13 protein-coding genes are annotated in these 15590 nt (G+C 65.6%); 1 reads left to right on the top strand and 12 read right to left on the bottom strand.

The window, feature by feature from the left end:
- The first annotated feature begins 1120 nt into the window (after nt 1-1120).
- A complete protein-coding gene (pepT, locus tag HNP73_RS08700) occupies nt 1121-2359 on the top strand; it encodes a peptidase T (protein WP_184148286.1) in 1239 nt (412 codons plus the stop codon).
- A 56-nt stretch (nt 2360-2415) separates the two neighbouring features.
- Here the strand turns inward: pepT and HNP73_RS08695 are convergent, their stop codons facing one another.
- Genes HNP73_RS08695 through HNP73_RS08640 form a run of 12 tightly spaced genes read right to left on the bottom strand, consistent with a single transcriptional unit; the run spans nt 2416 to nt 15590 of the window.
- On the bottom strand, nt 2416-4089 hold the full coding sequence (locus tag HNP73_RS08695; protein ID WP_184148285.1) for a ribonuclease J: 1674 nt from the start codon (nt 4087-4089) through the stop codon (nt 2416-2418).
- Between the two features lie 10 nt (nt 4090-4099).
- Nucleotides 4100-4867, bottom strand: a complete 768-nt coding sequence (locus HNP73_RS08690; RefSeq protein WP_184148284.1) for a type III pantothenate kinase — start codon at nt 4865-4867, stop codon at nt 4100-4102.
- Nucleotides 4851-5621: a biotin--[acetyl-CoA-carboxylase] ligase gene (locus HNP73_RS08685; protein WP_184148283.1), complete on the bottom strand. Its 771-nt coding sequence runs from the start codon at nt 5619-5621 to the stop codon at nt 4851-4853. The genes HNP73_RS08690 and HNP73_RS08685 overlap by 17 nt, the downstream gene beginning before the upstream one ends.
- Nucleotides 5622-5625: 4 nt before the next feature.
- The gene (nuoN, locus tag HNP73_RS08680) at nt 5626-7065 is read right to left on the bottom strand and encodes an NADH-quinone oxidoreductase subunit NuoN (protein WP_184148282.1); all 1440 of its coding nucleotides are present in this window, start codon (nt 7063-7065) and stop codon (nt 5626-5628) included.
- Between the two features lie 12 nt (nt 7066-7077).
- Nucleotides 7078-8619 (bottom strand): NADH-quinone oxidoreductase subunit M, encoded by a 1542-nt coding sequence (locus HNP73_RS08675; RefSeq protein ID WP_184148281.1) that lies wholly within the window; start codon nt 8617-8619, stop codon nt 7078-7080.
- 1 nt (nt 8620) lies between these two features.
- Nucleotides 8621-10783, bottom strand: coding sequence for an NADH-quinone oxidoreductase subunit L (gene nuoL / locus HNP73_RS08670; protein WP_184148280.1), 2163 nt, complete (start codon nt 10781-10783; stop codon nt 8621-8623).
- Nucleotides 10784-10787: 4 nt separating this feature from the next.
- Nucleotides 10788-11093, bottom strand: a complete 306-nt coding sequence (gene nuoK / locus HNP73_RS08665; protein WP_184148279.1) for an NADH-quinone oxidoreductase subunit NuoK — start codon at nt 11091-11093, stop codon at nt 10788-10790.
- Between the two features lie 52 nt (nt 11094-11145).
- Complete coding sequence (locus tag HNP73_RS08660) at nt 11146-11754, bottom strand: NADH-quinone oxidoreductase subunit J (RefSeq protein ID WP_184148278.1); 609 nt, start codon at nt 11752-11754, stop codon at nt 11146-11148.
- 12 nt (nt 11755-11766) lie between these two features.
- On the bottom strand, nt 11767-12258 hold the full coding sequence (nuoI, locus tag HNP73_RS08655) for an NADH-quinone oxidoreductase subunit NuoI (RefSeq protein ID WP_184148277.1): 492 nt from the start codon (nt 12256-12258) through the stop codon (nt 11767-11769).
- A gap of 1 nt (nt 12259) precedes the next feature.
- Complete coding sequence (nuoH, locus tag HNP73_RS08650; RefSeq protein ID WP_184148276.1) at nt 12260-13294, bottom strand: NADH-quinone oxidoreductase subunit NuoH; 1035 nt, start codon at nt 13292-13294, stop codon at nt 12260-12262.
- 3 nt (nt 13295-13297) lie between these two features.
- Nucleotides 13298-15313 (bottom strand): NADH-quinone oxidoreductase subunit NuoG, encoded by a 2016-nt coding sequence (nuoG, locus tag HNP73_RS08645; protein WP_425486628.1) that lies wholly within the window; start codon nt 15311-15313, stop codon nt 13298-13300.
- Between the two features lie 55 nt (nt 15314-15368).
- Nucleotides 15369-15590, bottom strand: coding sequence for a DUF805 domain-containing protein (locus tag HNP73_RS08640; protein WP_184148274.1), 222 nt, complete (start codon nt 15588-15590; stop codon nt 15369-15371).

Genomic DNA, 15590 nt, shown 5'->3' with positions numbered 1-15590 from the left:
GATGCGGCGGCGGAGGCGCCGGTGGCGGCAGCGAAGAAGCCCGCTGCGAGGAAACCGGCAGCGAAGCGGCCGGCAACGAAGCGGCGAACGGTGAAGAAGCCGGAGGCCGAGTCGGCGGGTCCGGTGACGACGCCCCCCCAGGACGTCGAGGCTGGGGCTGCCGATGCCCCGACCGAAGCTCCGGTCGGCGTCCCCACAGCCGAGCCAGAGCCCACCGGACCGAATGCTGCCGCGGAAGCGCCTCCCACCGAAGCCAGCGCGGCTGGCGTTGCCGGGGATGCCACCCCGGCATCCTCCGAGGAGGCCACCCCGGCTCCGAAGAAGCGCGCCCCGCGGCGATCCCGGGCCAAGGCGGCGGTGGCCGAAGCACCAGCGGCCTGACTCTCTGGCCGGAGTTCCGGCCAGATCAGACCTCCTCGATCAGACTGGCTCGATCAGACGGCAAACTGATCTGGCCGCGCTGATCGGGCACTGAACAATCGCGATTGCAATGGACGCCGCAGCCACGCGCGGCGTCCGCCGTTTTGACGGAACCGGCAGCGCCTCCTCCACGGTGACGGTGACCTGAACGTCCCGGCTCACTAGCGTCATCGTTCCAGGATCTCCCTCGTCGGAGCGATCGAGCGCGGGCCCCGGGCATTCGCTCGGTCAACCGGACCAATGCACCGGGTCTTGCCAGTCCCTGATCCTGATCGCGACAGGGTTCCCGTCGTCGCGCCATTCGCACGCGCCGGTTCTGCTGCCGCTGATTGATGCATGACGGTGTTGGTGTCGACTCTCTGGCCATCGGAACAGACCTTCGACGGGAGCCCGGCGCCACCATGTCGGCGTCGGGACGATCCTCACTTGAACTACATCTCTACCAGATCGGTATTCGCACAGTAGACGCACTCGTATACGTCAGACAAACCTGCAACAACTCACTGCGATAAGCTAACGGGTCGAAATTCCCCGAAGGCGTTTCTCTAATCCCGAGTCGCCCAATGGCAACCCTTCAGATACGGTGCTCCCGGCCTACGCATACGTCAAGCTCAATGTTACGCATTTACTCTGTGCGGCATCGCCTCTCGCCCCGGGCTGTGCTTCCCTCCTCGGGGAACCTTGAAAAGGAATCGACCAGATGGAGATGGAGCGCGAGCTGGAGGAGCGGCTGCTCCGCTATACGGCGATCGATACACAGAGTGACGAGACGTCGCCCACCTCACCCAGCACCGAGCGCCAACTCGTTCTGCTCCGCCTGCTTCGGGACGAACTTCTGACGCTCGGTGTGCCGGACGTGCGGCTGACCGACTATGGGACGGTGATCGCCACACTTCCGGGCACCGTGCAGAGCGCGCCGACCATCGCGCTTCTCGCCCATGTGGATACCGCACCGCAGTTCCACGCCTCCGGGGTGAAGCCGGTGGTGCACCGCAGCTACGACGGCGGGACGATCGGCTTCGCCGACGCCCAGGCACTGACACTCTCGCCGACCGAATGCCCCTATCTGGCAGACCGCGTCGGGGACGACATCATCACGGCGAGCGGCAAGACACTTCTCGGCGCGGACGACAAGGCGGGCGTGGCGATCATCATGACCGTCGCCGGCCACCTGCTCGCCGACCCCACGATCGCCCGGGGGCCGCTGCGGATTGCCTTCACGCCAGATGAGGAGATCGGCCGGGGCGTGCATCCCGAGCTTCCGAAGGACCTCGCCGCCGCCGTGGGCTATACGCTCGACGGCGCCGACCGGGGCGAAATCTGCTACGAAAGCTTCTCGGCCGACAAGGCGGTGGTGACGATCCGCGGCGTCTCGATCCACCCCGGCTGGGCGAGGGGCAAGCTCGTCAACGCGCTGCATCTCGCCGCGAAGATCGTCGATACGTTGCCGCAGGCAACCCGCACCCCCGAGACCACGGACGGCCGCGACGGCTTCATCCATCTCTACGAGATGACGGGCTCCGCCGCCGAGGCGGAACTCCACTTCATCCTGCGCGACTTCGAGCTTGACGGTCTCGCCGCGCACGGCGCGCTGGTGCGGCAGGTCGCCGAAGCGGTGGCGGCAACAGAGCCGCGTGCCGAGATCGAGGTGACGATCACCCCGCAGTACCGCAACATGCGCTACTGGCTCGAAAAGGACATGCGCCCCGTCGAGCTGGCGCGACAGGCCTGCCGGGATGTTGGCGTCGAGCCCTACTCCGAGCCGATCCGCGGCGGGACGGATGGGTCGCGCCTGACCGAGATGGGCATCCCCTGCCCCAACCTCTTCACCGGTATGCAGATGATCCACGGCCCGCGGGAATGGATCAGCGTGCAGGACATGGCCGCCTCCACGCGGATGGTCCTGCGGCTCGTCGAGCTTTGGGGAAACGAACGCTGACCATGTCGAAGGGGCCCCGCGTCTGCCGCGGGGCCCCTCAAATCCCGTGCCGGGCCTCACGCTTCGAGGCGAGAAATCATCACCTTGCAGACCGGCTTCTTTCCCACCGCATCGTTGGAAATCCGCGAGACGGCCCGCTGGATAAGATCGTCCAGCGACTCGTCATCGGCAAGCTCGTTGCGTTTCGCCCGGGAAAGCACCCGGTCGATTTCTGCCTCGAGCGCGCCGGCGAGGCCGTCGCGCATCTTCGGATTGTCGGGCAGACCCGTCAGCTCGACCCAGGAGCCGCCCATGGGCTTGCCCCGCTCGTCGATGATGATGTTGACCGCCACATGCCCGCGCAGCGCCATGCGGATGCGCTCGCGGACGATACCGTCAAGCGCGCCAATGAGCTGGGTGCCATCGAGATAGAGCCGGCCGGTGTCGATGTGCTCGGCCAGCACCGGCGCGTCACCGGTCAGATCGACCACCGTGCCGTTCGGCGCAATGGCAGCGGGAATGCCCCGCTCGGCGGCCAGCGCAGCGTGCGCCACCAGATGGCGATGTTCACCATGCATGGGAATCAGCATCTGCGGCTTCACCAGCTCGTGGATCGCCGCGAGGTCCGGACGGTTGGCATGGCCCGAAACGTGGTAAAGTCCGTCCGTATCGTCGATGACCTTCACGCCGCGCTCGGAGAGCAGGTTGAGGATACGGGAAACCGGAACCTCGTTGCCGGGAATTGTCCGCGACGAGAAGAGATAGGTGTCGCCCGGCTTCAGCTCGAGCCCCATGTAGCGGCCCTGTGCCAGTTGCGCCGTGGCCGCACGCCGCTCGCCCTGGCTGCCGGTCGCAAGCACCAGCAGATCGCGACGCGGTACGCTGTCCATGTCGAGCGGGTCGAGCACTTCGGGGAAGTGCTCCAGCACCTCCGCGGCGTGCGCGGTCTTCAGCATCGTGTTCATCGCCCGACCAAGGACGACGACCCGGCGCCCGGCTTGCCGCCCGGCCTCGGCCAGCGTGCGCAGCCGCGCGACGTTCGAGGCAAAGGTCGTGGCGACGACGAGTCCCTCGGCATCGCGCATCAGCGCGTTCAACGGCTCGATGAGCGTCATCTCGGAACGGCCGGCATGCGGCGAGAAGACGTTGGTCGAGTCGCAGGCCATGGCCTTCACGCCATGCTCGCCGATGGCGCGCAGCGCCGCCGGGTCGAAGGGCTCGCCGACGAGCGGCGTCGGATCGGCCTTGAAGTCACCGGTGTGCAGGATCCGGCCCGCCGGCGTGTCGATGACGAGCGCGGAGCTTTCCGGGATCGAATGCGCGATCGGCAGGAAGCCGACACGGAATGGCCCCGCATGGACCTGATGCGGGAACGCATCGACCTGCCGCACCGCGTCGGTCGGCTGGCCGGACCGCTCCATCTTGCCCTTGGCAAGCGCCGCGGTGAACCGTCGCGCGTAGACCGGCGCCCGAAGCCTGTGCCAGAGCAGGCCCAGGGCACCCACATGGTCCTCGTGGCCATGGGTGATGAAGATGCCATCCAACCGATCGGCGCGGGCCTGGATGTAGGCCGGGTCGGCCATGATGAGATCGACGCCCGGCGTCGACTCCATGGTCGGAAAGGTCACACCCATATCGACAAGGATAAAGCGCTCGTTCCCCTCCGGACCATAGCCGTAGAGGTACATGTTCATGCCTATCTCGCCCGCCCCCCCAAGCGCGAGATAGATCAGCCGTTCAGGTTTCGCCATTCGGTCAAAGTCACTCCCTGTTCAGACGATCGATGACGACGAGACCGTGGATTGTCAGGTCGGTATCGATCTCTTGCAGTACATCTGTCCCTTGCGCAAAAAGGGTGGACAGTCCCCCGGTTCCGACGACGGTCATCTGCCGCATCCGCTCGGCGCGGATACGGGCACAGATCCCCTCGATAAGTCCGATATAGCCCCAGTAGATACCTGACTGCATGCAGGCGACGGTGTTGGTGCCGATGACGCCATCAGGTTTGGTCACATCGATGAACGGTAGCGCCGCGGCGGCTTCGTGCAGCGCCTTGAGCGAAAGGTTGACACCGGGCGCGATGACCCCGCCCTCGTAGGCACCGTCCTCGCCCACCACATCGAGCGTGGTCGCAGTACCGAAATCCACAACGATCAGATCGCCACCGTAGCGATCGAACGCGCCGACGGTATTGACGATGCGGTCGGCGCCCACCACCGCGGTCGGATCGACCCGCGGCAGCGGTCCGATGTTGACCTCCGGCTTGCCGACCACCAGCGGCCGTGTCGAGAAATAGCGGTCCGAGAGCACCCGGAGGTTGAAGACCACCTGCGGCACCACCGATGAGATGATCACCCGGCGGACCTTGGGCGGTATCCCGTTCAGTTCCATGAGCTGGCGCAGCCAGACGTAGTATTCGTCGGCCGTGCGCTGGCGTTCGGTGCGGCAGCGCCACTCCACAACGACCTTCGTGCCGTTGTGAAGCGCAAACACCATGTTGGTGTTGCCGACGTCAATCGCGAGAAGCACGAGCCACCTCACCGTTTTGCGGCAGGAAATGCACGTCCGCCGCGGGCAGGACCTCGCGGCCCTCCGACGTGACGATGACAAGCGAACCCTGCGGATCCACCGTCTCGAAGCGACCGGTCAGCGTCCGATGCGGCATACGGGCGACGATTTCATCGCCGATCCCGGTCGCCCGGGCGAGCCAGGCCGCGCGGATCGGGGCGAAGCCTTCCCGCAGGAAGCGGGCTTCCCATTCAGCGTAGGCCGGCATCAGAAGCGACAGGAATTCCTCGGGCGTCGGACAGACTTCGGCACCCGTGGCAAGGCTGATCGGACGGACCGCGCCCGGCTCCACATCAGCCGGGTCCGGCGCCTCGGCAAGATTCACACCAAACCCGATCGCAAGGGCGCCGTTCGCGGCGCCCTCAAGCAGGATCCCCGCAACCTTGCCCCCGGAGAGCAACACGTCGTTCGGCCACTTGAGCCCGAAGAGCCAGAAGCGTCCCGAAGCCTGACCGAGCGCGTCATGGAGCGCGAGTGCCGCCACGAAGGACCGTTGCGCCGGTCCGCGGTCGGTGCTGAAGAGCAGCGTCGCGGCGAAATTCCCCGGTGCCATGGACCAGGGGCGGCCGCGTCGGCCGCGCGCCGCCTCCTGGCGCTTTGCAAGCAGCCAGAGCGGACCCCGGGCGCCCGCCGCGGCCCGGCGCAGCGCCTCGGCGTTGGTACTGTCGATGACCTCGAGGATCTCGCAGGGCACCCCGCCCGCGGCGCCGATCATCGCGTCAGGGCACGAGGGTCGCTGCCGCCGAGGCAGCGAGGGCCTCGACCCCGAACAGGTTCACCACTCCAACCACCATGGCAAGCGCCGGGATCCCAAGCAGCACCCAGTGCACCACCGACATCCTGCCGCCAAGCGGCTCCGCCGTCGCCTCGCCGAAGTAGATGAGATAGACGATGCGCAGATAGTAGAAGGCGCCGATGACGCTGGCGATGACGCCGGCCAGCGCAAGCCAGATCAGCCCGGCATCGATCGCCGCCTTCAGAACGTAGAACTTTCCGAGGAAGCCCACGAGCGGCGGCACGCCGGCGAGGCTGAACAAGAGCAACGAGATCGCCAGGGCACGCGCGGGCTGAATGCTGGCGTAGCCGCTGAGAGAGTAGATATCGACGATGGGCTTGCCGTCACGCTCCATGTTCAGGATGAACGCGAAAGTCCCGACGTTCATCGTGACGTAGATCGCGAGATAGATGAGCAGTGACTGCGCACCCTGAGTCGTCCCGGCCGCAAGTCCGAGCAGCGCGAAGCCCATGTGAGCGATCGACGAGTAGGCCATGAGCCGCTTGAAGTCGCGCTGGCCGATCCCCGCGATCGAGCCGACGAACATCGACAGCACCGAGAGCAGGATCAGGATCTGCTGCCAGCTTGCCACCGCGCCACCGAAGGCGTCAAGGAGCAGGCGGGCGAACATCGCCGCCGCCGCGACCTTGGGCGCCGTAGCGAAGAAGGCCGTCACCGGCGTCGGCGATCCCTCGTAGACGTCGGGCGTCCACATGTGGAACGGCACGGCCGAGACCTTGAAGGCAAGGCCGGCGGCAAGGAACACGAGACCGAACACCAGGCCGAGCGAGATCGGCCCCGCGGCGGTGGTCGCGGCGATCCCGGTGAAGGTCGTCGTCCCGGCAAAGCCGTAGGTCAGGCTCGCGCCATAGAGCAGAAGGCCCGACGAGAGCGAGCCGAGCACGAAGTACTTCAGGCCCGCCTCGGTGGACCGCACGCTGTCGCGCCGGAACGAGGCGACGACGTAGAGCGCGAGCGACTGAAGCTCGAGCCCCACATAGAGCACGATCAGATCGCGCGCCGAGACCATCGTCATCATGCCGACGACCGAGAGCACCGTCAGGACGGAATATTCGAACTTCAGCAGCGCATGCCGCACCAGATAGTCACGCGCCAGCGCGAGCGTGGCGGCGGCACCAAAGAGGATCATCACCTTGGAGAACCGCGCAAAGCCGTCGGACACGAACGAGCCGTCGAAGGCCGTGCGGGTGCCCTCGGGCTGAAAGCCGATCCAGAGGCCGACGAGCGTGAGAACGACGACCGTGGCCCAGAGGACCGGCCCGCCGGTCTCGCGCTTCGAGTAGGCGCCCCACATGAGAGCGACCATCGACCAGAGGGCGAGGACGATCTCCGGTGCGACGACGTTAAGGGTTCCCTCGAGCACGGCTCAGGCTCCTCAGTTCGCGGCGAACGTGGTGGCGTTCGCCACCGTCGCACGCGCCGTTTCTGTGTGTTCGACCAACGCCTTGACCGCAGGACCAGTGATGTCGAGGACATAGGACGGATAGACGCCGAGGATGATCATGCCGGCCACCAGCGGCGCGAAGATCAGCTTCTCGCGGCGCGAAAGGTCCTTGATCGACTTCAGGCTTTCCTTGATCAGCTCGCCCAGCATCACCCGGCGATAGAGCCAGAGGGCATAGCAGGCGGAAAAGATCACGCCGGTGGCCGCGAAGAACACCACCCAGGTCGAGACCTGGAACGCGCCCGCCATGGTGAGGAACTCGCCGACGAACCCGCTGGTGCCCGGCAGACCGACGTTGCCCATGGTGAAGAGCAGGAAGACCAGCGCGTAGCTCGGCATCCGGTTCACGATCCCGCCATAGGCCGCGATCTCGCGGGTGTGCATCCGGTCGTAAATCACGCCGACGCAGAGGAAGAGCGCGCCGGAGATGAAGCCGTGGCTGATCATCTGGAACAGCGCCCCGTCGATCCCCTGCTGGTTCATCGCGAAGATGCCCATGGTCACGAAGCCCATGTGGGCAACCGACGAGTAGGCAATGAGCTTCTTCATGTCGTCCTGCATCATCGCCACGACGCTCGTGTAGATGATGGCAATGACCGAGAGCGTGAAGACGAAATCCGCCATCACCGCCGAGCCGATCGGGAACATGGGGATCGAGAACCGCAGGAACCCGTAGCCGCCCATCTTCAGCAGGATCGCCGCCAGGATCACCGACCCCGCCGTCGGCGCCTGCACGTGTGCGTCAGGCAGCCAGGTGTGAACCGGCCACATCGGCATCTTCACCGCGAACGACGCGAAGAAGGCGAGGAACATCAGCGTCTGCACCCCGCCCACCACGGTGATGCCGAGCACGCTGATGTTGTCCGAGGCGAACACGTGAGTCAGCAGCGTCGGGATGTCCGTGGTGCCCGCCTGATAGTACATCGCGATCATCGCGACGAGCATCAGCACCGAGCCGAGGAAGGTGTAGAGGAAGAACTTGAACGACGCGTAGATCCGCTGCGACCCGCCCCAGATGCCGATGATCAGGAACATCGGGATGAGGCCGCCCTCGAAGAAGATGTAGAAGAGCACGAGGTCGAGGGCGCAGAAGACGCCGAGCATCAGCGTCTCGAGCACCAGGAACGCGATCATGTATTCCTTGACCCGATGCGTCACACGCCAGCTCGCCGCGATGGTGATCGGCATGAGGAACGTGGTCAGCAGCACGAAGAGCACGGAGATCCCGTCGACGCCCATCTTGTAGCGGAGGCCGCCGACCCATGGGTGATCCTCGACGAACTGGAAGCCGGTGTTCGACGCATCGAACCCCCCGAGCACGAAGAGCGAGATCAGGAACGTCGCAATGGTGGTGAAGAGCGCGAGCAGCTTTGCGTTCTTCTGCGCCTGCGGATCATCGCCCCGCAGGAACATGAGCAGCACCAGGGCGCCGATGAGCGGCAGGAAGGTGATGAGCGAGAGAAGGCTGTTCATCTCAACCGACGCTCCGAAGACCGAGCCACAGGGTCAGCACGACGATGCCGATCACCATGGCGAAGGCGTAATGGAAGAGGTAGCCGGACTGGGCACGGCCTGCGATGCGGGTCATCCAGGGCACGAAGCCCATGGTGACCTCATTGATGGTGCCGTCGATGACTGTGCCGTCGCCCTTCTTCCAGAGGAAGTTGCCGATCCATCGGGCCGGCCGGACGAACAGGAAGTCGTAGATCTCGTCGAAGTACCACTTGTTGAGCAGGAACCGGTAGAGCACCGGCTGCGTGCGCGCGAGCGACTTCGGGAGTTCCGGGTTGACGATGTAGAAGAGGTACGACACCGCGAAGCCGATCAGCATGGCGAAGAACGGCGCCGTCTTGACCCAGGCGGGAGCGTGGTGGGCGCGGTCGATCGTCTCGTTCTCCGGACCGAAGAAGATTGCTCCTCCCTCACCGGCGCCGTGATCCGCCGCGTGCTCGGTGGCGGCGTGCTCCGCTCCCGCCGGCGCCATGGCGTTGCCATGCTCCGCCGCCGGAGCTTCGGCGTGATCCGCCGGCGCCTCGGTCGCGGCCGTGCCCTCGTGGGTGGCCTCGACGGCACCCGGCTCCACCGCCTCGATGGTCGTGTGCTGCGGCAGGCCGAAGAAGGCGTTCATCCGCTCGTGATCACCGAAGAACGGATTGTACCAGATCATGCCCGCGAAGATCGACCCGGCAGCGAGCACCCCCAGCGGGATCAGCATCGTGCGCGGGCTCTCGTGCGCATGGTCATAGGCGTGGTGATCGCCGCGCGGCTTGCCGTAGAAGGTGAGGAAGATCAGCCGCCAGGAATAGAAGCTTGTGAAGCAGGCGGCGACGATCAGCATCCAGAAAGCATAGCCCGCCGCGCCGTTCGTGCCCGCCCATGCGCTCTCGATCACCGCGTCCTTGGAGAGGAACCCGGCGAAGCCGATGTGGGTGAGCGGAATGCCGACGCCGGTGATCGCGAAGGTACCGATCATCATCGCCCAGAAGGTGAGCGGGATCTTCTTCCGCAGGCCGCCGTAGTTCCGCATGTCCTGCTCGTGGTGCATCGCGTGGATGACCGAGCCGGCCCCGAGGAACAGCATCGCCTTGAAGAAGGCGTGCGTGAAGAGGTGGAACATCGCCACCGGGTAGGCGCCCACCCCCGCCGCCACGAACATGTAGCCGAGCTGCGAGCAGGTGGAGTAGGCGATGACCCGTTTGATGTCGTTCTGCACGAGGCCGACTGTCGCCGCGAAGAACGCCGTCGAGGCGCCCATGAAGGTGATGAAGGTCAGCGTCCCCGGCGCCCACTCGAGGACCGGCGACATGCGGCACACGAGGAAGACGCCCGCCGTCACCATGGTCGCAGCATGGATGAGCGCCGAGACCGGGGTCGGGCCTTCCATCGCATCCGGCAGCCAGGTGTGGAGCAGAAGCTGGGCCGACTTGCCCATGGCGCCGACAAACAGCAGGAACGAGGCGATCTCGGCCGCGTTCCACTCACGCCAGAGGAAGGTGATCTGCGTCTGCGCGATGGTCGGCGCGGCCGCGAAGATATCGGTGAAGTCGATCGAGTCGACCAGCACATAGAGCGTGAAGATGCCGAGCAGGAAGCCGAAGTCGCCCACCCTGTTGACGATGAACGCCTTCATCGCCGCAGCGCCGGCGCTCTGCTTGCGGTAGTAGAAGCCGATCAGCAGGTAGGACGCGACACCGACGCCTTCCCAGCCGAAGAACATCTGCAGCAGGTTGTCCGCCGTCACCAGCGCCAGCATGGAGAAGGTGAAGAACGACAGGTAGGCGAAGAACCGCGGCTTGTAGCTCTCGCCGTGCTTGAAGTTGTCGTCGTGGTCCATGTAGCCGAACGAGTAGAGATGCACGAGCGCCGACACCGTGGTGACGACGATCAGCATGATCGCGGTCAGCCGGTCGACGCGCACGCCCCAGTCGGCGGCGAGGGTGCCGGAGACGATCCAGCGGAACAGCGGATGATGCTGCGTCGTGCCGTCAAACGAGAAGAACACGATCCAGGACAGCAGGCAGGCGAGGAACAGCAGGCCGGTGGCGATGACCATGCCGGCCTTCTCGCCGAACCAGCGATAGCCGAACCCGCAGAGGATGGCGCCGAGCAGCGGCGCGAGGAGGATGACCGTGACCACCGCGTCAGCCCTTCATCACGTTGATGTCTTCGACCGCGATCGTTCCGGTGTTTCGGAAGAAGCAGACGAGGATGGCGAGTCCGATGGCAGCCTCGGCCGCGGCCACTGTCAGCACGAAGAGCGTGAAGACCTGGCCGACGAGATCGCCGAGCGCCGCCGAGAAGGCAACGAGGTTGATGTTGACCGCGAGCAGCATGAGCTCGATCGACATCAGGATGACGATGACATTCTTGCGGTTGACGAAGATGCCGAAGATGCCGGTGACGAAGAGGATCGCCGCCACCGTCAGATAATGTGCGAGCCCGATCATGCCTTCATCCTCCGAACCAGTCGTTCGATCCCCACTCCGATCGCGAGGGCGCTCATGCTCCCTGCCCCGGCTTGATGTCGACGAGGTGCACCGTTTCCTTCGGATCCCGATACATCTGCACCAGAACGTCCTGGCGCTTGACGTAAACGCGCTTCTGCAGCGTCAGCACGATCGCCCCGACCATGGCGACCAGCAGCACGAGGCCCGCCGCCTGGAACAGGAAGACGTACTTCGTGTAGATCAGCATCCCGAGCGCCGTGGTGTTGTCGATTTCCACCGGCGCCGGCGTCACCGCCTGGCGCAGCGACAGCGCCTGATCGGAGACCTCCCAGCCGCCGAAGACGAAGCCGAGCTGCACCAGCAGCACGACCGCGATCAGCAGGCCCACCGGCAGGAGCTTGGCCATGCCGGCACGCAGCACCGCGAAGTCCACGTCGAGCATCATCACGACGAAGAGGAAGAGCACCGCGACGGCGCCCACGTAGACGATGAGCATCAGCATCGCCACGAACTCCGCCCCGAGCAGCACGAAGAGCCCCGCCGCGGAGAAGAAGGCGAGGATCAGCCAGAGCACCGAATGGACCGGGTTCCGCGCGAAGACGACGAGAACGCCCGAGACGACTGCGACGATGGCGAAGAGGTAGAATGCGAAAACGGCCATGGCTTCCTCTCCTCAGCGATACGGCGCGTCGAGCTCGAGATTGCGCGCAATCTCGGGCTCCCAGCGATCGCCGTTCGCAAGCAACTTCGCCTTGTCGTAGAAGAGCTCCTCGCGGGTCTCGGTGGCGTACTCGAAATTCGGCCCCTCGACGATGGCATCGACCGGGCAGGCCTCCTGACAGAAGCCGCAGTAGATGCACTTCGTCATGTCGATGTCGTAGCGCGTGGTCCGGCGCGACCCGTCCTCGCGGGGCTCGGCGTCGATGGTGATCGCCTGTGCCGGGCAGATCGCCTCGCAGAGCTTGCAGGCGATGCACCGCTCCTCGCCGTTCGGATAACGGCGCAACGCGTGCTCGCCCCGGAACCGCGGCGAGAGCGGTCCCTTCTCGAACGGATAGTTCAGCGTCGGCCTCGGCTTGGTGAAGTAGCGCAGGCCAATCCCGAACCCGGCGATGAAATCACCGAGCAGGAAGTACCAGGCCGCGCGGCGCAGCGGGATTCCCATATCAGCCTCCGATGCCCCAGCGCTGGTAGGCACCCCAGAACCAGCCGTATTGAGCGAAAAGCCCCACCAGAACGACCCAGGCCAGCGACAGCGGCAGGAACACCTTCCAGCCGATCCGCATGAGCTGATCGTAGCGGTAGCGCGGCACGATGGCCTTCACCATCGAGAACATGAAGAACCAGAACAGCATCTTCAGGAACAGCCAGATCGCGCCATCCGGCAGCCCCGGGATCGGCGACAGCCAGCCCCCGAAGAACAGGATGGAAAGCATGGCGCACATGAAGAAGACGCTCATGAGCTCGCCGATCATGAAGAGCAGGAACGGCGTCGACGAGTATTCGACCTGATAACCGGCGACGAGCTCCGACTCGGCCTCGGGCAGGTCGAACGGCGGGCGGTTCGTCTCGGCGAGCGCCGAGATGAAGAACAGCGCCACCATCGGCAGATGCGGCAGCCAGAACCAGCTGAAGAGGCCCCAGCTTCCGTCCTGCGCCATCACGATGCGGCTGAGGTTCAGCGTCCCCGACGAGATCAGCACGCCGACGATGATGAGACCGAGCGACACCTCGTACGAGATCATCTGTGCCGCCGAGCGCATGCAGCCGAGGAAGGGATACTTCGAGTTCGAGGCCCAGCCGCCCATGATGATGGCGTAGACGTGCAGCGAGCTGATCGCGAAGATGAACAGGATCCCGACGTTCATGTCGGAAATCACCCATCCCGGCGCCCAGGGGATCACCGCCCAGACGATCACCGGCAAGACGAAGGAGATCATCGGCGCCAGCAGGAACAGCGTCTTGTCGGCGCCGGCCGGGATGACGATTTCCTTGACGATGTACTTCAGGAAGTCGGCGAACGACTGCAGCAGTCCGAAGGGTCCGACCACGTTCGGGCCGCGCCGAAGCTGGACCGCGGCCCAGATCTTTCGGTCGGCGTACATCAGGAACGCGAGGCAGACGAGGATGAAGACCGTGACCAGCAAGCACTGGCCGAGGATCAGCAGGAAGAGCCCGAAGCCGTGCTCGAAGAAACCCATTGCCTACTCCGCCGCCATTGGCTGAACCCGGGATTCAGCGAGCCGGGTAAGCTCGCCCATCACCGCGCTGGCGCGCTGGATCGGGTTCGAAAGAAAATGCGAGACCACTGCCGACCGGAGGTCACCCGCGCCCGACATATCGCCGACCGCGACGGGCGTCCACGGATTTTCCGGCACCTTGTCGATGCGCCCGAGGTGCGGAAATTCCGCGACCATCGACGCCCGGAGCGCTGCCATCGAGTCGAAGGGAAGTTGCTGGCCGAGCGCCGGGGAAAGCGCCCGCAGGATCGCCCAGTTCTCCCGCGCCTCGCCCGGCGGGAAACCCGCGCGGTTCGCCATCTGCGGCCGGCCCTCGGTGTTGACGAAGATGCCCGACTCCTCGGGCCACGCCGCCGCCGGCAGGATCACGTCCGCCCGGTGCGCGCCCCGATCGCCATGGCTGCCCTGATAGACCACGAACGGCCCGGCGGGGACGTCGATCTCGTCGGCGCCAAGGTTCAGGATCACCTCAGCACCGAGCACGTCGGCAACCCCACCCTCGGACGTGCAGCCAAGGTCCATCGCACCGACGCGGGAGGCGGCGGTGTGCAGGACGAGGAGCTTGGAGCCGTAGGCCTCGGCGAGCGCCATGGCGTTGCCGAGCACCGCCGCGCCGTCCTCGCCGGTGAGCGCGCCCTGCCCGATGATCACCACCGACGGCGCGGTCTTGATCTCCTCGTTGACCGGAGCCGAAACGAGCTTCGCGAGCGCGTCCCGGCCGGTGCCGAGATGGCTGTAGGGGTAGGTGAGATCGGCGGCCTCGCCGATCAGCGAGATCGTGGCGCCGTTCAGCCACGCCTTGCGGATGCGCGAGTTCAGCACCGGAGACTCCCGGCGCGGATTGGTGCCGATCAGGCAGATGTTGAGGGCGTGATCAATATCGGCGACGTGGGCGGTGCCGACGTAGCCGGAGCGGTTGCCGGCAGGCAGCGCCGCGCCGTCGGTCCGGCACTCGACCTTGCCGCCCAGTCCCTCGACCAGCGACTTCAGCGCATAGGCCGCTTCGGTCGAGGCGAGATCACCGACGATGGCGCCGATGGTCTTGCCCCTCGCCGCCGCAGCGATGGCGTCAAACGCCTCCGCCCATGACGTCGGGACGAGCTTGCCGCCCTGCCGGATGTAAGGCCGGTCAAGCCGCTGGCGGCGCAGGCCGTCCCAGATGAAGCGCGACCGATCCGCAAGCCATTCCTCGTTCACGCCGTCATTGTTGCGCGGCATGATGCGCATGACCTCACGGCCTTTGGTGTCGATGCGGATGTTCGAGCCGAGAGCGTCCATCACGTCGATCGACTCGGTCTTCTTCAGCTCCCACGGCCGTGCGGTGAAGGCGTAGGGCTTGGAGGTGAGCGCGCCGACCGGGCAGAGGTCGATGACATTGCCCTGCATCTCGGAGGTCAGCATCCGCCCGAGATACGAGGTGATCTCGCTGTCCTCGCCACGGCCGATCTGGCCGAGTTCGGGGATGCCGGCGACTTCCGTGATGAAGCGCACGCAGCGGGTGCAGGAAATGCAGCGCGTCATGCAGGTGCCGACGAGCGGCCCGAGATCCATGTCGATCGCCGCCCGCTTCGGCTCGCGGTAGCGGCTGAAGTCGACGCCGTAAGCCATCGCCTGGTCCTGCAGGTCGCACTCGCCGCCCTGGTCGCAGATCGGGCAGTCGAGGGGGTGGTTGATGAGCAGGAACTCCATCACCCCTTCGCGGGCCTTCTTCACCATCGGTGACTTGGTCTTCACCTGCGGCGGCTGGCCCTCGGGCCCCGGGCGGAGATCGCGCACCTGCATCGCGCAGGACGCGGCCGGCTTCGGCGGGCCGCCCACGACCTCGACGAGGCACATGCGGCAGTTGCCGGCGATCGAGAGCCGCTCGTGGTAACAGAAGCGCGGGATCTCGACCCCCGCCTGCTCGCAGGCTTGCAGCAGGGTCAGCCGCGGATCGACCTCGATCTCGACGTCGTCAATGATGAGCTTGCGCAGGTCCATAGTCATCCTTCCCCCGGACCGGCGCCAAGCCCGGCCCCCATGAGGCAATTCATCTTCACCGCCGCCCCCGCAGTGCCGGCCAGTCCTTGAAGGCAAGCACCCAGAGGGAAATCAGGTTCACGACCGGCACCAGCATCAGGAGCGCCCATGCCCCCGAGTGACCGGTACGCGACCAGATCTTCCAGTACGGGATCACCGCCAGTACCAGCACGATCAGGAGCGGGATGAGCCCGACCTGTCCATAGTAGCTCGTGGTCTCGACCGTCGTGGTTTCCAT

The sequence above is a fragment of the Amaricoccus macauensis genome, assembly GCF_014201905.1.
GTDB classification, from domain to species: domain Bacteria; phylum Pseudomonadota; class Alphaproteobacteria; order Rhodobacterales; family Rhodobacteraceae; genus Amaricoccus; species Amaricoccus macauensis.
The sequence above is the reverse complement of the archived record's forward strand: the minus strand, read 5'-3'. Positions and strand labels throughout refer to the sequence as shown.

Excerpts from the sequence above, each read along its gene's own strand:
- pepT (WP_184148286.1), top strand. The coding sequence starts at position 1,121 with ATGGAGATGGAGCGCGAGCTGGAGGAGCGGCTGCTCCGCTATACGGCG.
- HNP73_RS08695 (WP_184148285.1), bottom strand. The coding sequence starts at position 4,089 with ATGGCGAAACCTGAACGGCTGATCTATCTCGCGCTTGGGGGGGCGGGC.
- HNP73_RS08685 (WP_184148283.1), bottom strand. The coding sequence starts at position 5,621 with ATGATCGGCGCCGCGGGCGGGGTGCCCTGCGAGATCCTCGAGGTCATC.
- HNP73_RS08675 (WP_184148281.1), bottom strand. The coding sequence starts at position 8,619 with ATGAACAGCCTTCTCTCGCTCATCACCTTCCTGCCGCTCATCGGCGCC.
- nuoK (WP_184148279.1), bottom strand. The coding sequence starts at position 11,093 with ATGATCGGGCTCGCACATTATCTGACGGTGGCGGCGATCCTCTTCGTC.
- HNP73_RS08660 (WP_184148278.1), bottom strand. The coding sequence starts at position 11,754 with ATGGCCGTTTTCGCATTCTACCTCTTCGCCATCGTCGCAGTCGTCTCG.
- nuoI (WP_184148277.1), bottom strand. The coding sequence starts at position 12,258 with ATGGGAATCCCGCTGCGCCGCGCGGCCTGGTACTTCCTGCTCGGTGAT.
- nuoH (WP_184148276.1), bottom strand. The coding sequence starts at position 13,294 with ATGGGTTTCTTCGAGCACGGCTTCGGGCTCTTCCTGCTGATCCTCGGC.
- nuoG (WP_425486628.1), bottom strand. The coding sequence starts at position 15,313 with ATGGACCTGCGCAAGCTCATCATTGACGACGTCGAGATCGAGGTCGAT.
- HNP73_RS08640 (WP_184148274.1), bottom strand. The coding sequence starts at position 15,590 with ATGGAAACCACGACGGTCGAGACCACGAGCTACTATGGACAGGTCGGG.